Annotated in this window: 18 protein-coding genes; 5 read left to right on the plus strand and 13 right to left on the minus strand. The window is 35.5% G+C overall.

What is annotated here, in order from left to right:
- Positions 1 to 19 precede the first annotated feature (19 nt).
- The 8 genes from ICJ85_RS02125 to ICJ85_RS02160 form a co-directional block, all read right to left on the minus strand.
- A complete protein-coding gene (locus ICJ85_RS02125; RefSeq protein ID WP_188222118.1) occupies positions 20 to 1,036 on the minus strand; it encodes an isoaspartyl peptidase/L-asparaginase family protein in 1,017 nt (338 codons plus the stop codon).
- Positions 1,037 to 1,046: 10 nt separating this feature from the next.
- A complete protein-coding gene (locus ICJ85_RS02130) occupies positions 1,047 to 3,287 on the minus strand; it encodes a GH92 family glycosyl hydrolase (RefSeq protein ID WP_188222119.1) in 2,241 nt (746 codons plus the stop codon).
- Positions 3,288 to 3,296: 9 nt separating this feature from the next.
- Complete coding sequence (locus tag ICJ85_RS02135; protein ID WP_188222120.1) at positions 3,297 to 4,412, minus strand: putative glycoside hydrolase; 1,116 nt, start codon at positions 4,410 to 4,412, stop codon at positions 3,297 to 3,299.
- A 59-nt stretch (positions 4,413 to 4,471) separates the two neighbouring features.
- On the minus strand, positions 4,472 to 5,632 hold the full coding sequence (locus ICJ85_RS02140; RefSeq protein WP_188222121.1) for a glycoside hydrolase family 18 protein: 1,161 nt from the start codon (positions 5,630 to 5,632) through the stop codon (positions 4,472 to 4,474).
- A 92-nt stretch (positions 5,633 to 5,724) separates the two neighbouring features.
- Positions 5,725 to 6,804 carry a carbohydrate-binding family 9-like protein gene (locus ICJ85_RS02145; RefSeq protein ID WP_241739473.1) on the minus strand — a complete coding sequence of 360 codons (1,080 nt, stop codon included), beginning with the start codon at positions 6,802 to 6,804 and terminating at the stop codon, positions 5,725 to 5,727.
- 1 nt (position 6,805) lies between these two features.
- Entirely contained in the window at positions 6,806 to 7,771 is a 966-nt protein-coding gene (locus tag ICJ85_RS02150; RefSeq protein ID WP_188222122.1) for a glycoside hydrolase family 130 protein, read from the minus strand.
- Between the two features lie 11 nt (positions 7,772 to 7,782).
- Positions 7,783 to 9,657, minus strand: a complete 1,875-nt coding sequence (locus tag ICJ85_RS02155) for a sodium:solute symporter family protein (RefSeq protein ID WP_188222123.1) — start codon at positions 9,655 to 9,657, stop codon at positions 7,783 to 7,785.
- 4 nt (positions 9,658 to 9,661) lie between these two features.
- On the minus strand, positions 9,662 to 11,905 hold the full coding sequence (locus ICJ85_RS02160) for a GH92 family glycosyl hydrolase (protein WP_188222124.1): 2,244 nt from the start codon (positions 11,903 to 11,905) through the stop codon (positions 9,662 to 9,664).
- A 115-nt stretch (positions 11,906 to 12,020) separates the two neighbouring features.
- Between ICJ85_RS02160 and ICJ85_RS02165 the strand changes: the two genes are divergently transcribed.
- Together ICJ85_RS02165 and ICJ85_RS02170 are read left to right on the plus strand one after the other, a co-directional pair.
- Entirely contained in the window at positions 12,021 to 13,079 is a 1,059-nt protein-coding gene (locus ICJ85_RS02165) for a sensor histidine kinase (RefSeq protein ID WP_188222125.1), read from the plus strand.
- Between the two features lie 38 nt (positions 13,080 to 13,117).
- The gene (locus tag ICJ85_RS02170) at positions 13,118 to 13,831 is read left to right on the plus strand and encodes a LytR/AlgR family response regulator transcription factor (RefSeq protein WP_188222126.1); all 714 of its coding nucleotides are present in this window, start codon (positions 13,118 to 13,120) and stop codon (positions 13,829 to 13,831) included.
- Positions 13,832 to 13,949: 118 nt separating this feature from the next.
- Here ICJ85_RS02170 and nagB read toward each other — a convergent pair whose 3' ends face one another.
- The 3 genes from nagB to ICJ85_RS02185 all read right to left on the minus strand — a co-directional run bounded on the left by nagB (position 13,950) and on the right by ICJ85_RS02185 (position 20,045).
- Positions 13,950 to 15,881: a glucosamine-6-phosphate deaminase gene (nagB, locus tag ICJ85_RS02175; RefSeq protein ID WP_188222127.1), complete on the minus strand. Its 1,932-nt coding sequence runs from the start codon at positions 15,879 to 15,881 to the stop codon at positions 13,950 to 13,952.
- Positions 15,882 to 16,012: 131 nt separating this feature from the next.
- Positions 16,013 to 18,118 (minus strand): alpha-L-fucosidase, encoded by a 2,106-nt coding sequence (locus ICJ85_RS02180; protein WP_188222466.1) that lies wholly within the window; start codon positions 18,116 to 18,118, stop codon positions 16,013 to 16,015.
- 28 nt (positions 18,119 to 18,146) lie between these two features.
- On the minus strand, positions 18,147 to 20,045 hold the full coding sequence (locus ICJ85_RS02185; RefSeq protein ID WP_206688025.1) for a six-hairpin glycosidase: 1,899 nt from the start codon (positions 20,043 to 20,045) through the stop codon (positions 18,147 to 18,149).
- Positions 20,046 to 20,256: 211 nt separating this feature from the next.
- Here ICJ85_RS02185 and fucP point away from each other — a divergent pair, with 211 nt between their 5' ends.
- The gene (gene fucP, locus ICJ85_RS02190; RefSeq protein ID WP_188222128.1) at positions 20,257 to 21,561 is read left to right on the plus strand and encodes an L-fucose:H+ symporter permease; all 1,305 of its coding nucleotides are present in this window, start codon (positions 20,257 to 20,259) and stop codon (positions 21,559 to 21,561) included.
- A gap of 39 nt (positions 21,562 to 21,600) precedes the next feature.
- Here the strand turns inward: fucP and ICJ85_RS02195 are convergent, their stop codons facing one another.
- Positions 21,601 to 22,512 carry a L,D-transpeptidase gene (locus ICJ85_RS02195; RefSeq protein ID WP_188222129.1) on the minus strand — a complete coding sequence of 304 codons (912 nt, stop codon included), beginning with the start codon at positions 22,510 to 22,512 and terminating at the stop codon, positions 21,601 to 21,603.
- Positions 22,513 to 22,535: 23 nt separating this feature from the next.
- Positions 22,536 to 22,943, minus strand: coding sequence for a CBS domain-containing protein (locus ICJ85_RS02200; RefSeq protein WP_188222130.1), 408 nt, complete (start codon positions 22,941 to 22,943; stop codon positions 22,536 to 22,538).
- 213 nt (positions 22,944 to 23,156) lie between these two features.
- On the opposite strand from ICJ85_RS02200, the gene ICJ85_RS02205 reads away from it, so the two are divergent.
- Both ICJ85_RS02205 and ICJ85_RS02210 read left to right on the plus strand, forming a co-directional pair.
- A complete protein-coding gene (locus ICJ85_RS02205; protein ID WP_188222131.1) occupies positions 23,157 to 23,525 on the plus strand; it encodes a hypothetical protein in 369 nt (122 codons plus the stop codon).
- A 4-nt stretch (positions 23,526 to 23,529) separates the two neighbouring features.
- Positions 23,530 to 25,233 carry an ABC1 kinase family protein gene (locus tag ICJ85_RS02210; protein ID WP_188222132.1) on the plus strand — a complete coding sequence of 568 codons (1,704 nt, stop codon included), beginning with the start codon at positions 23,530 to 23,532 and terminating at the stop codon, positions 25,231 to 25,233.
- Positions 25,234 to 25,253 lie beyond the last annotated feature (20 nt).

Consider the following 25,253-nt stretch of genomic DNA (forward strand, 5'->3'; position numbering starts at 1 on the left):
AATTAGTTTGTGTCTTCTTTTATTTATCCCAGGTCATTTTAAATTTCGAATCTTCCATTCTATTTCCATTAGCTTCATCGTAAACTGCATAATTAAACCCAGATCTTAAACTATAACCACCATATTCACCGGCCTTATTTATAGCTATAAATCCTACCTGTAAATATTCCATATCCTGATGGTTCTTATGTTTGTCGTAAATACGTTCTACAATCTCTTTACAAGCTTCATCAGGTGATTTACCTTGACGCATTAACTCAACAACCATAGCACTTCCTGCTGTTCTTATAACTGCTTCACCAAGTCCTGTAGCAGCGGCAGCTCCGACTTCATTATCTAAAAATAATCCAGCACCTATGATTGGGGAATCTCCTACGCGTCCGTGCATTTTCCAAGCCGCACCACTGGTTGTACAACCACCCGTAATGTCACCATTTTCATCAATCACCAACATGCTTATGGTATCGTGATTTTCAATATTAATGACTGGTTGATATTTTGATTTTTCTAACCAGTTTTTCCAGTCTTTATCAGAGGCTTCTGTTAACAAATTTTCTTCTTCAAAACCTTGCTCCTTAGCAAACTGTAAGGCGCCTGCGCCAGTTAACATAACATGAGGCGTATTTTCTAATACTTTTTGTGCCACAGCAATGGGATGCTTTATATTTTGAAGAAAGGATACCGATCCACAATCACTATTAGAATCCATTATACAAGCATCTAAAGTCACTTTTCCTTCTCGGTCTGGATAACCACCATAACCAACGCTTCTCACTTTTGGATCTGCTTCAGGAATTCCAACCCCAGCAACAATAGCGTCTAAACCAGATTTACCAGATTTTAGTAATTTCCATGCTTCTTCGTTAGCTGGTAATCCATGATTCCAAGTAGAAATAATTAAAGGTTTAGTTCCTTTTTTATCGTCAGAAACAGCAGCCGAAACCACTGATTTTGTTTCTTCTTTACAGCTTAAAAGTGCACTCACTCCTAATGTTCCTAATGCTGCGTTTTTAATAAAATGTCTTCTGTCTCCCATGTTCTCAATATTATTTATATACCTGTGACGATATTGCCATAGTGTACGTTTGGTTTTTATTTGGTTGAGGCCCCATAACAAATTGTAAGGTTCCTCCTTGTATAATGTCTTTGTGTTCTATATAACTTTTTGAAATTTCCCTTCCGTTTAAAGTTATAGATTGAATGTATTTGTTTTCCGCGGTGTTATTTTCAGCTTCAATTGTAAAATTTTTTCCCGATTCTAAGTGAATAATGGCTTTATCGAAAATAGGCGAACCAAAAGCGTAAACACCCTGAGCAGGATTTACCGGATAAAACCCTAAAGCACTAAATACATACCAAGACGACATTTGTCCGCAGTCTTCATTTCCGCAATGGCCATCTGGTGTATTTTTATATTGTGTTTCTAAAATGGTTCTGATAATTTCTTGTGTTTTTTCAGGCTTACCGATGTAATTATACAAGTATCCAACATGATGACTTGGCTCATTACCGTGGACATATTGACCTATCATACCCGTGCTAAAAATAGGTAATTTGTCGGTAGTTAACGGGTAAAAACTAAACATAGAATCCAGTTTTTTTTCAAATCGCTCAGTACCAACTTCTTTTATCAAACCCTCAATGTTTTGGGGTACTGACCACATATATTGCCAAGCATTACTCTCGCAATAATAGGGTGTGTATTCTTTAGGAATGAAGTTTTCTATAAAAGTCCCATCTTCATTTTTTGGACGTAAAAAAGTACTTTTTGAATCGTATAAATTTCTCCAATTTTCAGAACGATTTAGGAAATACTCGTAATCTTCTGTTTTATTTAAAGCTTTGGCAAATTGTGCGACACACCAATCGTTATATGCATATTCCAAGGTTTTTGAAACTGACCAGTTTTCATGATGCTCATCAACTGGAATATAGCCTAATGTTTTATAATCATCTAATTGACGAGCATCGACCACAGAACTTAATTTACAGGCTTCGTAAGCTAAATTTTCATCAAACCCGTTAATGCCTTTAAAATAAGCATCAACAATAACAGGGATCGCATGATTACCAATCATCATATTGGTTTCATTCCCTTGCATAGACCAAACCGGTAACAATCCGGTTTCCTTATAATGAGCCAACAAGGAATTAATCATATCCGAAACCCTATCAGGATGCATTATGGTATACAATGGATGCGCTGCGCGATAGGTGTCCCATAACGAAAAGGTATCGTAACGATTAAAGCCTGAAGTTGTCATAACACTATCATTAGCACCTTTGTATTCGTTATTGTAATCACTCAATAAAGTCGGTGCTAACATAGATTGATACAACATTGTGTAAAAAATATGCTTCTTTGTTTCATCGGTAGTGAATACTTCTATTTTTTCTAGTTGTTGTTCCCAAACCTGGTTCGCTTGCTCTTTATACTCCTCAAAATTGAAATGAGGCGCTTCGTTCTCCAAAGATTTATGAGCACCATCCAAACTTGCTGTCGATAACCCTGTTTTTAAAATGATGACATCATTGTCCTCTGTTTTATAATTAAGAATGATTTTTGTATTCTTTCCTACAGCCTCACTTTCAACTAAAGAATCGTTTAAAAATAACTGATAGGACTGAAATGGTTTATACACCTGGATTTCAAAATACACACGCTGATCTTTAGCCCATCCTGTAGATTTTCGATAACCTTGAAGAGTACTGTCGTTTAAAACTTTTATATATGTATCTGTAGGTGCATCCCAATTAAGCGCATAACCTAAATCGATATGAATTTGTGATAATGTATCTTTTGGAAAGGTATATTTATGAATACCTGTTCTTTGAGTAGCTGTTAATTCTGCCTTGATACCATAATCTAATAAATTGACTTCATAATATCCCGGAGAGGCTGATTCCTGTTCGTGAGAAAAACTTGAAAACGGCTTGTAATTATTCGCTTCAATACGTTTGTTAAAACGGCTATTGGTTGGCATCACTAAAATATCGTATAAATCGCCAGCTCCAGTTCCAGACAAGTGGGTATGTGAAAAGCCTGAAATAATAGAATCCTGATAAAAATACCCTGCAATTCTGTCCCAACCAGGAATACCAATATCTGGACTCAATTGTACCATTCCGAAAGGCACAGTAGCTCCTGGATACGTATTACCAGGACCATCTGTACCTATATAGGGGTTCACATACTGTGTGAGTTTTTTATGAATTACATCATCAGTCTGTTTGCAATTCACTAAAAGCATTGCACAAACTGAAAATATGTAAACTCCAAACTTCATCAGGTACGATTATAAATTAGCTTTTGTCGTTTTTATAGTTTCAAAAAATTCGTCTGAAATCGCATTACCATCGAAAAAAGAAACCCCTTTTGCTCCATTTTCTTTAGCGTATAAAATAGCCTGTTTTAAACCTTCAGTGGTTTTAAAATCAGGAATATAAATTCCTGTGTTCAATGATATCCCTTCACTTTCAGTATCATTTACACCCTGCTTGGTTGCATAACCAATCCAGTCTACTTCTTCGTTGTAAAATCCATGGTAAATCATTGGGTAAACTTCATCAATATCCCATTTATCCCAACGCTGACGCACCATGTGATCCGCTATTTCAGGGTATGGAAACACGGCGGCTGTTAATATTTTATTGTTACTGTGAGCAATTTTATAAGCATCATCTACCACCGATTTAATAGCGTTTAATCTGAAGTTTTTCCACTCCATATCAATCGCCGTATTTTTACTTTCTAAAGGATTTTTATGATGGATTTTTTCAAACTCGCTAATACAAACATCGCAATAACAAAAGTCGTATTCAGGTAATTCTTCATCCTGAACTAAATCGTATTTTGGTAATAGTCCGATTGGTAAAAAGATATCCGGAAAACGAATATAATCTAAGTGGACGCTTTCCACTCCTTCAACTTTTGCCAAACCTTCCACTAAACCTAAAATATGATTTCGAGATTCTTTTCTTGTCGGGCATAACCACTGATAATACCCTACATAAGGACGCGTATCAAAGCACGATTTTCCTTCTCTACTTACCTGATACCATTCTGGATGTTGCAGAGCAATAGTATCTCCCGGACGGTTTACTGCCATAATCCAGGCATGCACTCGTAACCCTTTTTCCTTAGCTAACGGCACTAATCGCTCTAATAACTTAGGGTCGGTTCCGGTGTTAATTAACACTTCATCTATACCGCCATTGCTGTATTTTTCAAATTCCTTAAGGTATTCTTCATCCGATTTTTTGTCGTTTGCGGTTGTCCAAACACCAAATTCGAAAGCTTCTTTTTTAGGTTCAGGAGAATCAACTTCAGCAATAGCCCCCTCTTTTTTTTGATCTCCACATGATATAAAGAGTAACACCAAAGCAGTTATTAGTAAGTATTTTGTTTTCATAAGTTGTTGTTAGTCGTTTGTTGTTTTATTGCCTTTTGTCTATCTCTAGACGTTTGTTGTTATTCCATACCCTTAAACAATGCGTTTAATAATTCTTGATTTTTATCCAAGCTATATTCCCAAAACATAGCGCCACCAAGACCTTTTTCTTTTATAAACTTTGTTTTAGCATCTATTTCTTTAGGGGTTTCCCATGAAATAAAAATGCTGTCTTTTGCATTCCATAAATAGGACGCTTTAGCAGATTCATCATATAACTTTTCGAAATCTCCTGATTTCATTTTTTCAACAATATCCCAATAAGGAATAATCATTCCTGTTGACATAGCTGATTGATAATAACCGTTATTTTCAGGGTTTACTTTCTCCCACATTCTTCCGTAAAAAGGAATTCCCATAATTAATTTATTTGCAGGAACACCTGCATTTAAATGTCTTTCAATGGCCTGTAATCCACTATTACCTTCGTATTTATCCTGTTTTGTTGGGTATAAATTGGCATGATGCCCTGTTTGGTAAAACCACCCATGATAATAATCGTAGCACATCACGTTAATAAAATCTAGGTATTCCTGAGCTTTACCTAACTCGGTATGGTCTATATAAGCCTGATTCGATCCAGTTGCAATAGTTAATAAATAATGCCTCTGATCTTTTTTTCCCTGCGCTTCTAATGCCACACGAATGGCTTTAAGAAGTAATGTGAAATTCTGTTTGTCTTCTGGGCGAAACGCATTGTCTTCCCCACGCTGTCCAGGGTATTCCCAATCTAAATCCACACCATCAAAATCGTGCTTTTTCATTAGCTTCACACAGGCTTCTGCAAACTTATTTCTGGATGCCTCAAAGGCAGCCACATGTGAAAACTCATTAGACCAAACCCAGCCACCAACAGAATACAACACTTTTAAATCTTTATTTTTAGACTTAAGCGCTATTAAACTTGCTATTTTACTGGAATCGACCTCTAACTCAAACTTCGGCTTACCATCTACTATATTTGCAAAGGCATAATTTATATGTGTCAACTTTGATGCATCAACTTTTGCTGGATCGAAATCCTCGTAACCCGCAACGTAGCCTATTAATTTAAAATTCTCAACTGGTGTTGCTTTTAATTCCTTCTTATTTTTACAACCAAAAATAGTAGCACCTACCAAAAGATACACTCCTATTTTTAAGATTCTAAATTTTATATTTACTAAGCTTAATTGAAACATCTATTACTTAATTTCCTTACTTCAACATTAAGGTTCTTTTATATTTATACGTGTGATTTTTATTGAACCCTGCTATTATATTTAACGTATTTCTATTTTATTTCTGAAAACTCTCCGTTCTCCTTAATTATCAATGTTTTATTTGAAAATGGACTTTTTACAGAAATATTATACCCAGTTGAGTGGTTCTCTAATACCGGTTTTAATACCTTGCCATCAACTGTAATATCTTTATCAACAAGTTGGGATATGGATGATGCCCAAACTTTTTTCTTATTTCGATAACTTTTCTGAGCACGGTACAAACTGAACATTTCCCATTTTATTTTTTCGTCCTGCGGAATTTCAAAAGCATCCTTTCCTCCTATTTCCTTTGATGAAAAATAAACATAACCCCATTTTTCAGGCTCATGCATATTAATCACCCCCATTGGTGACCATACCCAGTTATACTCTGGTAAAAATTTATCGTCTTCGTCTTTTTTACGGCTGTATTTTCCGTTATTTAAATCATGCTGCCAGTTAACACGCGAAAAATTTACACGCCAAAAACTATCCACCGGTACATTTTTATGAAAATAAGACGTTTTATAAGCAGCAAATGGAATCGCTATTTCTAATGTCCAGCCTTCATCAATATCGCTCGAATTATTCAAAGAGCCCTGAACGGTAACAGCTGACTTTAATCCGTTAATGTCCCAATCATTTAAAATTTTAGGATTATCTCGATAAGGCTTGGTTAAAAACAAATCCCATACCGTATTTAATGCATTAATTTCCAACTCATAATAGTTATACGCATCACTATCCGGATCGATAAAAACTTCAAAATCATTATTATAAAAAATAATAGTGTCTCTCTGCTTTAAATCGGCCCACACATGAGGCTCCTCCATTTTGGCCAGAATATAATAATACTCATCATCCCAAAGCATCTTAACCTTGGTGTCGTATTTTGGCTTCTTATCACCTTCAATATCTATGAATAAATCTGTCCATTCTGCTTTATCCCAAGAAACTTCAGACCCTTTTCCATCAATAGAAATAGACTCTGAAGTTTTGTACGCAATATATTGTCTAGGTTCTAAATCCTGCTTAGGTTGCGCACAACCCAGTGCACAAAAACACCACGCAGTACCAACCAAAGCCTTTATTTTCCTTTGTACCTCCAAATTATAAACTATTATTCTTTGTAAACTCAACCACTTCACTCAATTTACCGAATGCCATGGCTACCACAGTATCTGCCGCACCATAATACACCGCTAATTTATCCTCTTCGTAATCATGCAATGCTGCACATGGGAACACCACGTTAGGCACATCTCCATTCTGTTCGTAAGAAACCGCAGGTCCTAATAAATAGGGTTGTGTACGGTACTTTACTTTATTTGGCTCGTTTTCATCTAAAAGTGCAGCCCCCATAGCGTAACGGAATCCGTTACAGGTGTTAATCACTCCATGATACAACATTAACCATCCATCATCGGTTAAAATCGGAATTGGCCCTGCTCCAATTTTGGTACACTGCCAAGCACTCTCCTCAAAAGGCGCTGCTTTCATTACACAACGGTGTTCGCCCCAATATTTCATATCTGGACTGTAACTAATGTAAATATCTCCAAAAGGAGTATGCCCATTATCACTTGGTCGACTTAACATTGCATATTTACCGTTGATTTTTTTAGGGAATAACACCCCGTTTCTGTTGAAGGGTAAAAAGGCATTTTCACATTGAAAAAACTCTTTAAAATCGTAAGTATATGCGATACCAATGGTTGGTCCGTGGTACCCATTACACCAGGTAATCCAATATCGGTCCTCGATGAAAACCACACGCGGGTCGTATTTATAATCGGAATCAATCATTTCGGTATTCCCGGCTTGCATCACAATAGGATCATGATTTATATCCCAGTTGATACCATCTTTACTAAAGCCTGCGAAAATATTCATCTGCACTGCTTTATTATCACATCTGAAAACTCCAGCAAACCCATCTTCAAATGGTACTACCGCACTATTAAAAATACTGTTTGATGATGGAATTGCATATCGATCTATAATTGGGTTTTCAGAATATCTCCACATCACCTCATTACTATTCTCCGGTCTATCTTGCCAAGGTATATTTGCCACTTTTATATAATTTAATCTGTTATTTTATTTACTTTATTTAACCATGTATATTTTAAAATCCATGTTGTTACTAAAAATACAACTAAAGAGATTAAAGTTTTCGGGTAATCTCGTATTAAAAGGTAAATTGGTAACACAATCATACTTGATTGCCATATAATACCTATTACACAATTCAACATGTCGCTTAAAAAGTCATTATTCTTTTCAAAAGATGCATCTTCCGCTTTTAATTTTTTATACACCGGTTTCCACCATCCCCAAGGTCTTACATTAGTGTAAAATGATTTCAGAACAGCTTCATCTGTAGGCTTAGAAAAACAAGTTCCTAATAAACTTCCAATTAATGAAAAACCAAAAATAATGGGGAATAAATATATTGATGGCATGGTTGCTAATTGATACCATAACCCCCCAACATCAAAATTCATTTTGTTCTGATCTAACACAAATTGAAATGAAGCGATAATTAATCCTGCCAACATACCCCAGAAATAGCCCCAGCCATTAAAACGCCACCATACCCATTTCAAGAAATTTGCAGCCACATAACCGCCGAATAGCGAACTTGTAATCCATAAGGTTAATGAGTTAATTGAATCGGCAAAAAAGCCCATAAGTACCCCTAACAATACAATTACAAAGGATGCTAAATGACTAACTTTAATATAATGAGAGCTATCAGCCTCCGGTTTAAAATACTTTTTATAAATATCGTTTACAATATAAGCCGGCCCTGCATTTACGAATGCCGAAAACGTAGACATGAATGCCGCTAGCAACCCTGCCAAGAGTAACCCTTTAATTCCAACAGGCACATGAAAATTAATCACTTTAGGTAAAATAACTTCTAAATCCCCTCCTGTTAAATCGGCCGTATTCATGCCTGGTGCTAACACCATTAATGCGATCACGACAATACCTCCAATTAACAAATATCTAGGGATGAATAAAATCAAATTTGTGAAACCTGACATGTAAGCCGCCTCCTTTACGGTTTTTGTAGATAATATACGCTGTAAATCGTAGCTTGGTGTTGGTCCCGCGATACTAGCGAAAAAGCCTTTGAATAAAGACATACCAATAAAAGCACCAAACATTTTATAGCCTTCCGTATCAATTAAATTATTAAATGCTGCATATTCATCACTCCAATGCGGCCCTAATTCCCAACCAAAAAATATATTTTTCCATTCTTCAGAAATTAGAGATGTAATTTCTATATCTGTAAATGAAATCATTGTATAACCTGCCACCAAAACACCGGCAACAACCATAATTAAATACTGAAGTACTTCGGTTGCCACAACCGAAAACATACCACCTTTAATTGTATAAATTGTCGTTAAAAGTATAATGATTAATGCATAAGATTGCGTGGAGGTAAAAATTACAGTCTCTCCTATTTGCGCTGTTAAATCCCAAGGCAAAATAATGGTTAGAAACTTCCCAACACCTTCAAAGAAATAGGCTATAAACCCAATGGCTGACACAATAGCAAAGATTGCCACTATAATATGCGAAGCCTTTCCGGCTTTATCATTTCCAAAACGTGTTAAAATCCATTCCGATCCGGTCATCACTTTAGAGCGACGAATCCAAACCGCCAGGAACATCATAACAAAAATCTGATTCCAGATAGGCCAAAGCCACATAAACATAAAGCTTTTAACACCATACAGGAATAAAATCCCAACCATCCAGGCCGTTCCTGAGACATCAAACATTCCGGAACCATTACTTAAACCTAAGTAATACCATTTGATTGATTTTCCACCCAGAAAATAATGATCTAACCCTTGCGAAGCCTTTTTTGAAATCCAGACTCCCACTCCTACTGTTATTAAAACGTAGGAAACAATAATACTAATATCTATTATATCCATCCTACTATTTTTTAATTCCCCAGTTTTTATTTGGATTTGGTCCCATTACAAAATGTAATGTACCGCCTTCTAAAATCGCCTGATGCGAAATTGATGTTTGATTGAATTCTTCACCATTTAAAGTCGCCGATTGTATATAAATGTTTTTATCGGAAACATGTTCTGCTTTTATAGTAAATGTTTTTCCATTCGGTAAATTCAATGTTGTTTTATCAAAAATCGGACTTCCTATTTCGTACTCTGCGGAAGCGGGATTCATTGGGTAAAGCCCTATAGAACTGAACACATACCAAGCCGACATTTGTCCACAATCTTCATTTCCACTCAATCCGTTTGGTGTGGTGTTGTATTGCGTGTCTAAAATATGACGCACCCAATACTGTGTTCTCCACGGTTTGTTCGCGTCATTAAACATATAGGCAATATGATGACTCGGCTCATTACCATGCGCATACTGACCAATTAAACCTGATATATCTGCGGAAGTATGCGTTCCTGTAATCTCTGAACTTTCGGTAAATAATTGCTCCAATCGAGAGGTAAACACATCTTCTCCACCGTGTAGTTCAGCTAACTCTTTAACCGCATGAGGCACAAACCAACTGTGTTGCCAGGCATTACCTTCAGTGTAATCTGTTTGAACTCTGTGGTTCGAGTATTTCGGATCGAATGGTTCATTCCAGGATGTTCCATCTTCAGATTTCCCGCGCATAAATCCGGTTTGGTTATCGAACACATGTTCAAAGGCCTTTGAACGCTTCATGAAAAACTCGTAATCTTCAGTTTTGCCAAGTGCTTTTGCCATTTGAGCTACACACCAATCGTCGTAAGCATATTCTAAAGTAATGGTTACCGATTCATCAATTGATGTATAGGGAATATATCCGAACTCTTTATAATATTTTAATCCACGCTCATCCTGCATCATGGTGTTTTTCATCGCTTCAAAAGCTTTCTCTGCATCAAACCCTCTTATACCTTTTAAGTAAGCTTCAACAATTACAGGAATAGAATGGTATCCGGTCATGGTATTGGTTTCATTCGCATAAAGTGTCCACACCGGTAAAATTTTCTTCGTTTCATAATACGTCAACATAGAATTGATGATATCTGAAACATTATCAGGAGCAATTAAAGTTAATAAAGGCTGCTCTGCTCTAAAGGTATCCCAAAGTGATAATGTTGAATAGGCTGTGAAATCTTTAGCCGTTGCAATACTATCATTCTCCATTCTAAACTCGCCATTAGCATCACTAAACGTTACTGGCGCAACTTGTGCATGATACATAGCCGTGTAAAAAATAGTTTCTAAAGAATCTACAGAACTTTCAACTTCAATAGATTTTAAAGCGTTGTTCCAAGTATTGCTGGCAGCAGTTTTAACCGTTTCAAACTCAAAGCCACTGGTTTCTAAATTACCCTTGGCATTTTCAATACTAACTGATGATAATGCTACTTTTGCTAATAATTCGGTAGAATCTGAATCATTGAAGAATAGCTGTAAAGCGGTTTTTGCTCCTTTGGCAAAGTTACCTTCTATTTCTACACCATCGCTAAATACATTTTTACCAGTAATTGGTTTAGAAAATTTTGCTACAAAAAATACTTTTTGATTTGGCGCCCAGCCTTTACTATGTCGGTAACCTGTTATAGTATATTCATCCTCTACTTCCAGAATGGTTTCAACGGTCTTATCCCAATTTAAGCTAAAACCTAAATCAACCACAACAGACTGCTTGTCGCCTTCTTTAAAAGTATATTTATGATAAGCCGTTCGCTTTGCTGTGGTAAGTTCAACATTAACATCATGATCCTCTAAAAACAACTGGTAATAACCTGGCTTTGCAGTCTCATTATCATGACTATATTTAGACCTGTAAGTGATACTGTCTCTTGATTTAGGGTAAACAGACAAATCCACTTCTTTATTTATCGGCATGAATAATATATCGGCTAAATCACCAATACCCGTTCCACTTAAACTTAGGTGACTAAATCCAACAGCGATAGAATCGGAATAATGGTATCCGGAACACCAGTCCCATGAACTAATACCATTAATAGGACTTACCTGCAACATTCCAAAAGGCACTGTCGCCCCCGGATAAGTATGCCCGTGTCCTCCTGTTCCAATAAAAGGATCTACTTCATCACTTAAAATTTTGTTAGTCACAGTTTTATTAGTAACATTGTCTCCACAACTCACGAAAAGACTCACTAACAAAACAATTACCGATACGTTTTTCATATTATATTTTTAATATTGAAGTCTAAAGTTTCTAGTTTTTTTTAAACTTTGAAATTATTTTAGACGGATGACACATTTTAAGACCTAAACACCAAAAAATAAAAATTGCTTTTAAATGGACGCAAATCAAAACAAACTCTTTAAAATTCCATTGGTTTATCACCTTGTTTTTTGGTCAATTTATTTCCTGTTTAATACATTTCGTTGGGGAAGTTATTTTGACGACTATGAATATTCTTTAAAAACCAACTTGATAGGGTTTCCTATTCATATGATTTTATGCTACCTAAATATTTTCATTTTAATGCCCTTTCTGGTTTATAATAAAAAGTATGTGCTATATGTTATTTCTGTATTAGGGTCTATTTTTGTAATGGTACTGGTAAAATACAACTTAACATATTGGCTGGTTAGCCATAACGTATGGCCTGAAGGTCCGGAAGCTATTGAAAAATTAAACCTGAATTACACGGTAGACATGATGATTGGTGAGCTGTATGTAATCACCTTTGTAACAGCAATAAAAATCACTTTAGACTACTTAAAAGAACACAAACGCGTAGCACTTTTAGAAAAAACACAGTTAGAAACAGAATTACGCTTTTTAAAAACTCAAGTGTCTCCACATTTCTTTTTTAATACCTTAAATAACATCTATTCGTTATCTGTTGAAAAATCTAATAAAACCCCAAAAATGATTTTAAAACTCTCTGAATTGATGCGATACTTATTATATGAAACACGAGAAAGACGTCAAACTTTAGAGAAAGAAATTATTTATATTCAAAACTACATCGATTTAGAACGGGTAAGGTATGACGAGAATTTAGAAGTTAATATGTACATATCCGGCGACATTCACGACAAGGAAATCGCACCTATCCTATTATTAACATTTATCGAAAACGCCTTTAAACATGGGGCTGACAAGAATATTGGCAAAGTGAAAATTAATATCAACTTTAAGATTATAGAAAATTTTCTTTACTTTACCGTCACTAACCCGATGCCACAAATTAGCGAGCTCCAAAAGCCTAATAAAAAAGCCGGAGGAATTGGTTTGGTAAATGCCAAAAAACGATTGGAATTAGGTTATAATAAAAACGACTACAAACTCTCAATTAAACAAAAAAAGAACAAATTTGTTGTTAAACTGAAAATTAAAGTCGCTTAACAAACTATTACAAAACTAAAACTACGACCAAACAAACTATGAAAATTAAATGCTTGATAATTGATGACGAGCCATTAGCTATAAATGTCATAAAAAATTATCTTGAACAAATCGATGATTTTGAAATTATAAACACTTTTAATAATGCTATTGATGGATTAAATTTCCTAAAAAGCAATGCTATTGATGTGGTTTTCCTTGATATAAATATGCCTGTTTTAGACGGTATAAATTTTATTAAAAGTCTGGAAAACCCTCCATTAATAATAATAACGAGCGCATACGATGAATATGCTTTGGAAACCTACGAGTTAGATGTTTTAGACTATTTGGTTAAACCTATAGAAATGCCAAGGTTTATGAAAACCTTAAATAAAATCTCGAAACGCCTAGAATCTACAAACAAAATTCCTACAAGCACAACGAAAGACACACCCTTCATTTTTATTAAGATCGATAAAAAGAAAATGAAGAAAATTTTCCTTAATGAAATTTTAATTATTGAAAGTTTAAAGGATTATTTAAAAATTAAAACGTTTTCGGGGTCCTACATCGTTCACTATACATTAAAAGACTTTACTAATCTTTTACCACCTGCTGATTTTATTAGAATTCACCGCTCGTATACAGTGGCCATCGATAAGATTGATGCTTTAGAAGGAAATAGTGTTGAAATAGAAGGCTTACGTTATGTAATTGGCCGTTCATATTTAGATGAAGTGAAGCAAAAAATACTTGACGCTTCTGTTTAGTGTATTTGTAAAAAGGAAGATGGTCACCCCTAATTGAATAGAAATAACCATCTTTTTAACCAAACTCAAATAACATAAACTAAACAATAAAAAACTATAATGAGTTCGTTCTTAAGTTTTAAAAATAGAAGCGTTTAAAGGCTTCTATGGCCTCGTAGTCTGCCAGACCAAGGTCTTTATATTTTTTGGCTGTTGCACGATTTCTGTCTTCAGCTCGCACCCAGAACTCTCTGTTGTCATCACCCTGAAACATGACTCCGTCTTTTTGTGATTGGTGATAGAATATAGATTGTCTTTTCTTAAGTACCTGGTCTGGACTCATGGGCACCGCCATATCAATTTGATAGGTCTCCCATTCGTGCCAAGCGCCACGATATAACCACACCCAACAATCTTTCATATAACTTTCGGGTTTCAATATTTTTAAAGCTTCAAACAAAGCGTCTAAACACACTTTATGGGTCCCATGCGGATCCGCTAAATCGCCTGCTGCATAAATTTGATGTGGCTTAATATCATCTATTAGTTCGCACATTATTCTTATATCGGCTTCGGTAAGTTTCCCCTTTTTAATCGTTCCTGTTTCGTAAAAAGGCAACTCTAAAAAATGAACATTTTCATCGGGTAAGCCTACATATCTTGTTGCCGCCAAAGATTCACTTTTCCTAATTGTAGTTTTTAGCTTTCTAACCTCAAGTGTATCAATATCATTCTTGGATTTATTCTTTAAAAAATGAATAATGCTATCTACTTCGGTTGAATTTGAATTCAACACTTTTGAAACTTCAACGAATTTTAAGGCCTCTTCATTAGATACCGCTATATTTCCTGAAGTCTGATATGCAACATGAACCTCATGACCTTGCTCTACAAGTCTGGCAAAAGTACCTCCCATAGAAATCACATCATCATCCGGGTGCGGACTAAAAATAATCACACGCTTTTTTGCAGGTTCGGATCGCTCTGGCCTATTACTGTCATCTACATTAGGCTTTCCTCCCGGCCAACCGGTAATGGTATGCTGCATTTTATTAAACATCTTTATGTTTAAATCATAAGCAGCACCTTCTTCTGTTAATATGCTAGACATGCCATTATCGTTATAATCCTTATCGGTTAACTTTAAAAACGGCTTTTTTGTAAGTTCGCTTAACCAGATAACCGCCTTACATTTTAATTCATCATTCCAACGACAAGATTTTACTAACCAAGGAGTTTTTACACGGGTTAATTCTGATGACGCTTCAATATCAAGAACAAATGTTGTATTATCATGCTCTTGTAAATAGGTAGCCGGTACTTGAGAAGACATTTCTCCTTCAATAGCCTGCTTTACAATATCAGCTTTATTAATTCCCCATGCTAACAGTACAATCCGCTTTGCTTTCCTCACAGTTCCAACCCCCATAGTAATGGCCTTTCTAGGCACATTTTTCAATCCTAAAAATGCAGGGGCTGCATCTACGCGGGTAATATAATCTAAAGTAATGGCTCTGGTCCCTGAATTAATATGAGAACCAGGTTCATTAAATCCGATATGCCCTGTTCTTCCAATACCAAGCAACTGAAAATCTATCCCTCCATAAGACTGGATTTTCATCTCATAATCAATACAGTACTGATGCAGGTCTTGATCGCTAACCGTTCCATCAGGGATATTGATGTTTTCATGCAAAATATCGACATGATTAAATAAGTGATCATGCATGAAGTAATAATAACTCTGAATGTTATCGACATCAATAGGGTAATATTCATCTAAATTAAAAGTAACTACGTTTTTAAAACTTAATCCTTCCTCGCGATGCATTCTTACCAACTCTTCATACACCTTAACTGGTGAAGATCCTGTTGCTAAACCTAGTACGCATACTTCACCTAATTCTTCCTTGCGGCGAATTAAGTTAGCAATTTCGTGTGCTACAAGTATGGACGCCTCTGTAGACGATTCGAAAATGACATTATGAATTTTTTCAAATCGTGTTTCTTCAAATTTCCCAGCTTCTCTGTAGCTTATTTCTTTGGTTTTATTTATTACCTTATTAATCATAAACGTGTAGATTACTAATTAACTGATGGTTATCTAAGTTACCTATTTAAGATAGTTTCTACTTTATAATTTCGACTAATAACAACGGAACTACTCCGAAGGAATTAATTTTGTCGTCCTAACAGATCAATTTAATTTTCTGATGTTTCCAGAATATCTAATTCTGCTATTGAGAACATATTTTTATCATCAATCCCGGATTTTGCAACAAATTTTATGTAACGCGCGGTAATTGAATGAAATGTTTTTATCTGTTTTACGGGGTTATTTTTAATATTGGAAAACTCCCCTTCAGACTGTTTAACCCAATGTTTATTGTCTGAACTTGTATAAAAGGCATACTGTGATACTAAATTTAAATCATGTCCTAATTGCTTGGGAAAATATGAAAACCCATTAATAGTTATGGTTTCCCCCATATCAATCACAATATTCTGAGGTGATTTTGTACTGTTATCTCCAAATGTCCAAAAGGTACTCAAGTTTCCATCAATAGTTCTGTCTGCAGATTTAAAATCATGAGCTGAACTGGATAATACTTTCCATTTTTCTTTAGACTTCCCATAATTAATTACTTTAATCTTGCTGCTAATCTTTTCCTCTGCATTATGAGCTATAGCTTTTACCATAACAGCTTGAGGAAGTTGAATTGTTTCTTTATAACGCTGACTTTGGGTTGTTGGATCTGTTCCGTCAATAGTGTAATAAATCTCATTTCCGTTATCCGCTTCCATAGTCACTAACCCACGCTTATCACGGCTAATTTTTGGCATCGTAACTAAAGTTAGGGCATTGTATGCTTTTATAGTTGAAATTACTAAACTTGATTTAGAATCGGTAAAATTAACTCGAAGCGCTTCTGCTTTTACTCTATCCACTCTTAGAATTCGTTTATACCCAATAGTCGTTTCATTGGCTATAGTCTGCCATGCTCCATCAACTTTAGCTTCAACATTAAACGCCTTTACACGTTGTCCTAACCTAATATACTCTTGTAACTCTACTCGATTTATATAAATAGGTTTTTCAAATTCAAAAGACACAGAACCTGTATGAATACTATCATCGGTAGCCCAATAAGTTTCCGTATTGCTATCAATTAAATTTTCTGCTGCATATTGTTCACTCTCTCCGCGGGTATTATCTGATGATATTTTACTCTTTGCTAATAATTCTTCTTTAAAATCTGCTTTAATTACAGCGGTAAGTTCTTTTAATCTAACAATATCATTTTCATTAACAAGTCCACGCTTATCGACCGGAAGGTTTAGTAACAAATTGGCATTTCTACCAATCGACTCGTAGTAAATATCTACCATTTCTTCCAAAGGTCTTACTTTATCATCTTCAGCTTCATGGTAAAACCACCCCGGACGAATAGATACATCGGCTTCACCCGGCACCCATTTTTCACCGTCTTCATGACCGTTCATAAATTCTGAGTAATGTACTTTACCTGCCAATTCATCTTTTTGTCGCAACAAGCACCAATTGGTTTTCCCTGCTCTACCTCTTTCATTACCAATCCAACGTGCTTCTGATGGGCCTATACCCCAAACCAAAGTATTTGGAGAAATATCGTAAATCATTTTATAGGTGGCATCCCAATCGTAATACTCTAAAGTGTTTATTTTCCTTGTTTCGTTAGCGCCTCCGTAATATCCATCACCTCCATTAGCGCCATCAAACCACATCTCAAACACATCGCCATAATTAGTTAGCAATTCCTTTAACTGATTTCTGAAATAGGTAATGTATTCCGGCTTTCCATAGCCAGGATGATTTCTATCCCAAGGCGACAAGTATATTCCTAATTTTAAATCATATTCCTTACAAGCTTCGGCTAATTCTCTAACCACATCGCCCTGACCATCTTTCCATGGCGAATTTTTAACAGAACGTTCTGTGTATTTTGAGGGCCACAAGCAAAATCCATCGTGATGTTTAGCGGTTATAATGATCCCTTTCATTCCGGCTTCCTTCGCCACTCTCGCCCACTGTCTTGTGTCTAATTCTGTAGGGTTAAACAATTCAGGAGATTCATCTCCGTAGCCCCATTCCTTGTTTGTAAATGTATTTAATGAAAAATGAACAAAGGCATAAAACTCCATGTTGTGCCAGTTTAACTGCTTCATGGAAGGCGTTGGACCAAATGCTGCCGGTGGATCTACCTGAGCTTTGCAACTATACAATTGAGCTATAACCAACATGATTATTATTAAACCTTTGTCCTTCATCATTTAAGTTTTGCTGTTTTGTTTTAAGTTATTGGTTTTTAGTTGAAACGAAAACATCGTCAATTAAATAACTGGATTTATTTTGTTTTTCATCCGCATTTAAAAGAGGTGGATATTTTTCTTCGTTAGGTGTTTTGCGATTAGGTATATCGCGATAGGGTCCGGTTCTAAAGGACAACCGCTCCACAGATTTAACTGCCATTACTGTTGGAGCTTCTTTTATAACCTGCTTTTCATTAAGAAACAATGAATAGCTACCTAAACCAGAAGTGTTCATTTCAATTTTTATATCATACCATTCATCTAATCTTAATTTCATTACAGACTTCATTACTGATCCGTTTGAAGCAACTAACATCCCTTCTTTATTTAATGTAATTTGAACAGGCCTATTACCATAACGATCTGTAATATCGATATCAAACTGCGTTGTATCTATACTTTCAAGTTTAATTTTAAAATGAACCTTTACATTAGTCCCTTCTTCAAAAACCCGAATAGCCCGACTATAGTCGTAATGGTCCTCATCTGTGAGTTGCAAACATCGATTGCCATTAGGCTCCTTTATTAAATTTACTTTAGCCCATTTTGGCGAATATGTGTTCCAGTCAATAATATTCTCTCCCTCTCTCATGTTTTCAAAATCATCATTCACATCCTCTGTTATAGCATATTTTATGGGTACCGGAATACGACACATCCAGATATCTTCCTTATTCATGCTATAGGTCATCCACATATCATCACCAGGAGGATTTCCATTACCTTCTGTAATACCCCGCATATAGCAAGGTCCAAAATCCTTCCACCTTCCAAAAAAGCGCCTTGGTGGCACTTCGCCTTGAACTAACAATAAATTATCGTAGACAATACCATCATTACTGGTTACTAAAGCCATTGGGAACCGGTATTGCGTTTGATCTATAGGATTATATGAAATTGCATATTTACCATCTTCTGTTTGTTGTCCCCACATTTTACCGCCAGACATAATTAAGGTTTGAGCTTTTACAGGATCTGAAAACGTTTCACCTTCATCATCAGACAATGCGGTATAAGACTTTTTCCAAAGTCCGACAACCTTTCCATCTTTTCTATGATACCATGAAAATGCTTGCTCTCCCTTATTAAATGTGTAAAAGCCATCGTCTCCATTATCTTCCTCAAACCATTGTAATGTTTGTTTCTTATCTTTTAAAAGTGCTTCACAAGCCTTTATAAAACCCTTATCTTTTGATGTTTTGTAAAACGGATATGACGTGTTGCTTTCATCCCAATTTGTCTGACTATCGTAGCGAATAAAATAAATAGGACCAAACGTGCCGTCTTTATAAATTTCTCTAACTACGCGCCCTATACCATTTTCCCTGAAAGGGTTTTCGGTATGTCCATAAAATGCTAATGTTAAAAATCGACCATTAGGTGCTACATAAAATCCCATGCGCTGATGCATCATATATCCCGTTGATCCTTCAGGAATTTTAACACCTTCAGGTGCCTGATAAGGCGGAAACACAACCTTAGGAAAGCTCCATTCTTTCCCATCCGTTGAAGTGATTAATAAGGTTTGAACCGGAGGAACGTGCTCATCCGATTCTCCACTAATGTGTTGCTGAAAAAATTGCCCGTTCCAAAATGCTAAGTTAGACGCATGGTTATAGGTCCAACCAAAACCATCACTATGCTCTGGGTGAGACCTATTGGCTCTCATCGTTTGAATGTTTTCCACACCAATAGCATATCGTAACCCTCCTTCATGTGTAAAACGGTTGATATGAGTTCCTCCAATGTAGCGAACAGGCTCGTGAACACTTCCTGTTTGTGCCACCATACTTAATAAATTTCCAACACTACATCCCACGACCAAAACTTTTGAGATAAACTTATAAAGTTTTGTTTCATTATTGAATAGGATATTAAAATTCATTTTTTTATCTATTGCTATTGAAAAACAAGTTTAACATAAATAGCTCTTGTACTGTACTTTTTTCGACGGATGCATCTCTAGAAGTCCCGTTGGAAAATATTTTTTAAACATTCATTCAGGTAACCAAAAGTGGTACTCGTCGAAAAAATACATATTATTGCAGTCAAAAAAATTATTTTTCATTCAAATTAAACTAAACTAATTATTAAATATGAGTGATATTAAAAAGGTTCCTGTTGTTGAGAAAAAAATGCTCATTCCTTTCATTTTGGTAACCTCTCTTTTTGCTTTATGGGGTTTTGCAAATGCAGTAACCGATCCTATGGTACAGGCGTTTAAAAAGGTATTAGAATTATCAAACTCCCAAGCTGCCTGGGTACAAATGGCTTTTTACGGCGGATATTTTTGTATGGCACTTCCTGCGGCAATTTTTATGAGGAAATACTCTTATAAGGTGGGTATTTTAATAGGATTGGCACTGTATGCTACTGGTGCTTTATTGTTTTATCCAGCAGCCATTACCGAAAAGTTCTGGTTTTTCTGCTTAGGACTTTACATCTTAACATTTGGACTTGCCTTTTTAGAAACTGCTGCCAACCCTTATGCCTTAGCCATGGGCGCTAAAGAAACCGCTACACAACGTTTAAATTTAGCGCAGGCATTCAATCCGTTAGGGTTAATTGTCGGGTTAGTTGTTGCTCAGCAATTTGTATTAAAGAATCTACAATCGGATGACATTGCGGATTTTAGTGTTTTAGATGAAGCGTCGAAACTATTAGTAAGAACGTCTGATTTAATGGTAATTCGTAACCCTTATGTTATTTTAGGTTTGGTAATTACCGGTGTATTCGTCTTGTTCTTGGTTAGTAAAATGCCACAATCGAAAGACGAAGGTGGTATTCCTAAAATTGGAGAAACGTTTTCTGTATTAGCTAAAAACAGAAAATATGTTTTAGGAGTCTTAGCCCAAATTTTATATGTAGGTGGACAAATTATGTGCTGGACCTATATCTATCAATACGCTGAAGCTATTGGTGTTGATAGTGTAACAGCAGGGTATTACCAGATGGCCGCATTTATTTTATTTACAATAGGAAGAGCGGTAGGAACTTATATGCTACGCTTTATTAGTTCCGGAAAACTCTTAATGTCTTTTGCTTTACTAGCAGGGTTATGTGTTTTAGGGACCATTATTATAAAAGGTACTATAGGTCTATACTTCCTTGTTATGATTTCGTTTTTCATGTCTTTAATGTTCCCTACCATTTACGGTATTGCCCTAGGTGATTTAACCGAAGAGGAATCAAAAATAGGGTCAGCAGGTTTAGTTATGGCTATTGTTGGTGGTGCTTTATTACCAAAACTTCAAGGAGATATTATTGATATAGGGGGACATGGTGTTGCCGATACAACTATTTTAGGTGTTTCCGAAATTAACTTTTCATTTATATTACCATTTATTTGCTTTTGCTTTATAGCCTGGTACGGAAACCATGTGTATAAAAAACATGAATAACATACTCTTAAAAAAGCCTGATATTCGTATCAGGCTTTTTTATTGATAGGCATATATATCTTTCATTATAACTACGCTCCCGTCTTCATTAATAACTTTTAAATTGTATCGAATGTCTACTTTAGTGTTGATAGGTGCATAATAATAAATAACCCAGGCATCAGCTTCTTTTGTGCCGATACAGCCATTAGAATAGGCTTTTCCTAAAGTTTCGGGATTTGTGGTTGGGTGAATCATTTGTCCGTACCTCATGCCGTTTAATTCTGTTTCTATAAATGGAATTTGAGGCACTAAAGTCACTTTTCCATCATCTCGTCTCGTCACCTTATAATCATGATTATTGGCCGGGTTCGCATATCTGGGGTTTTTATTGTATCCCACAATAATACCAGTACCGGTTTTGGTTCTTAAGTCCTCTTCTCTACCTGACATTTCCAGGTATTTCGTTTCATGCCGTCCCACGCGAACAGGAAATTCAAAGAGCTTAATCGAATCCTGATAAATACGAAGTTTAAATTCAGGGATATTAATATCTATAAACGTGTTTTTAAATGCTCTTTGAAGTGAATCGACCTGTTTTAAACCGGGAATTACTAAAGCATTCCCTTTGGGGATAACAATCATTTTTTTCTGATTGTAAACAAAAGAATCCCTTGCTTTCATTCGGTAGTAATCGGTGTTTTGAAGTGTGTCAATAATCCATGGGTTACTTCTTACCAAAAGATGTTCAGTGAGCTTATAAGGTGTTATAGAATCATAGACTTGAACCAACGAATCCAAAAACTGAAAATACGTCTCAACGCGTATGTTCTGATTTATTTTAGTGGTCTTAGGAAAAACGTGTGAAGCATCACCAATATGAATTTCTTTATTTTGACTTAATATCAGATTTGGATAAAGACATAAAATAGACATCAAGGTAAACTTGAGAAGTACTTTAAAAGAATTCATTGTCTCTTATGTTTTAAAGTTTTTCAAACAGCTTTCTTAAGATAATAATTGATGATATCTGCAGTTGAAACAATACCAACCAACTTATCATCTTCTAAAACGGGTAATGCATGATAATATTCATTGGAAAATACTTTTGCAGCATCCTCAACACTCGCACTAGTTGTTAAATAAAATGGTTTGGCAGTCATAATATCTTTCACTTCAAGTGTTTTGTAAACCTCATGATTATCCTTCAATCCTGCTCCTGCAATATTATACATAAAGTCTACCAGGCTAACCATCCCTACTAACTTATCGTTTTCTAAAACAGGAATGTGATGATGCCATTGCTCTTTCTCGTAAATATGCTTTACATCTAAAAGCTTTTGGTGTGGTGAAACGGTCACGACATCTTTAGTCATTACTAATATGATTGAATTAGGTTTCATGGCGCAATTATTTAGTTTATATAACACTTAAAGTTAACCTTTAAACGCCTTTTTCGACATGATATATATCATGTTAAATCATGGAAATTGTTAATACATTTAATACTAGTATAAGCTATGTAAAATCGAACAAACAAGACATTTCATAGTTTGTAAAACAATACCCAAATACACTGTCTTCAATTTGGAATATGACTAATAAAAAATATAGTAATGAAAACTAAAACCATCATAGAATTACTCACCTTAAGTTCTAGCCTTTATGTTTTAGCTAGAGACACTAAATTTTTAGAAAAATTAAATGAGTATTCCGAAAAAGGAAAAGAAAACATAAATAAAGCGATGGCTGAATCGCAGTTAGATGAAAACGGAAACGAACTGGAGTTTATGGATAAAATATTTTTAAAAACACATGAACTTAAAGAGGAACTAGACGCCAAAATTGAGGAACTTGTCGTGAAATTTTATAAAAAAATAAACGTAGCTCATTTAGATGAAATTAAAGCCCTCAATGAAAAAATTGAAAAACTAGACAAAACCGTTGCCCTTCTTGAAGCCAGATTAAATAAAGTGCAAGCTTGACACCATGGGAATTGTAACCGACATAGTAAAACGTTTCAGATCTTTTTCGAGATACAATCAAATTCTTAAAGTCTTAATGAAATATGGCTTTGAGGATTTAGTTCATTATTTACAAGAAAACAGACGTTATGTCTTCATTCAGAAATTCATCCCTAACAGCACAAAAAAACAGGTTGAAGAATACAGCAAATGGGCAAAAATGCGATTAGTATGTGAGGAGTTAGGGCCCACGTTTGTAAAATTCGGACAGATTTTAAGCAACCGACCTGACTTGGTGCCGCTGGAATTAACCTTCGAGCTTGAAAAACTTCAGGATAATGTGCCTCCAATGTCTGAGGAACTGGCCAAACAAGTAGTTGAAACCGAATTAAAAAATTCTGTAGACCATTTGTTCGCCTGGTTTGAACCCTCCCCGTTTGCTTCAGCATCTATGGCGCAGGTTCACAAAGTAACGCTTCATTCTGGCAAACGTATTGCTTTAAAAATTCAGCGTGCCGGTATTCACGATGTAATCATTGAAGACATTAAAGTGATGTATAAAATTGCTCGAATTTTAGAGCATAGAATACCCTCTTTAAAAAGTTTTGACCCTATTGGCTTGGTAAAAAACTTTGAAGCCTCAATCTTAAAAGAACTCGACTTTATTCATGAATCTATAAACGTGCAACGCTTTTATAATAATCTACAAAAAGACCATTCTCTAGAACAATTCGCCCAGGCACCAAAAGTGTACCAAGAATTTACCACTTCAAAAGTTCTGGCTTTAGAATTTGTTAACGGCATCAAAATCGATAAAATTGAAACCCTTAGAGCGAAAAACATAGACACCAAAATTATTGCCAGACGCTTAAGTATAAGTTTCTACAAACAAATTTTTGAATACGGCTTTTTCCATGCCGATCCACATCCAGGGAATTTACTGGTGCTTCCTAACAATCATATTTGTTATTTAGATTTCGGTATGATGGGTAGCATGTTGCCCAGAGATATCGCAATTTTCGGAAAACTGTTTATTGCCATTACCGATAAAGATGTTAAGAAAATAATTAAGGCTTTACAACTACTTTCAAATAATGCACCTATAGCAAACCGTAGAGATTTAGAATTCGATATCAATGAATTTGTTGAGAAGTATTATGTACGTGATATTCATGACAACGAAATGAGTACGGTTTTGTTAGAACTCAAGGATATCATTATTGCACACGGTTTAAAAGTGCCAACGTACTTTTTCCTTTTTGCGCGTTCGTTAGTAACCATTGAGGGGGTTATTGAAAAATTAGATCCGAATCTAGAACAATTTGAAATGGCTAAACCTTATTTAACAGCCAGTGCCACTAAAAAATACAATCCTATAAAAATGGGCAAAAAGGTGATTAATTCCATAGTAGAACTGACCGATTACATAGAAGATTTTCCAATGGACTTAAAAAATGCCATTCGAAAAATAAATTCCGGGCAAATTAAAGTAGACCTTACACACAAAGGTATAGATCCTATGGTGCATACCTTACAAAGAATAACCAAGCAGTTAATTACCACCTTTATTATGGTCGCTTTGATCGTTGGGGCTTCTTTGTTTATTGCCTTTAAAATTGTTCCGCTTTGGAAAGGGATATCTGTACTTGGAATTATATGCTTTGTAATCGCCTTGCTTTTAGGCTTTGGAATGCTATCCAATATTAGAAAAGGAGATTACGATTATTGAAGACGTTTCACACATTAGTC

The organism is Aestuariibaculum marinum, assembly GCF_014596975.1.
Lineage (GTDB): Bacteria > Bacteroidota > Bacteroidia > Flavobacteriales > Flavobacteriaceae > Aestuariibaculum > Aestuariibaculum marinum.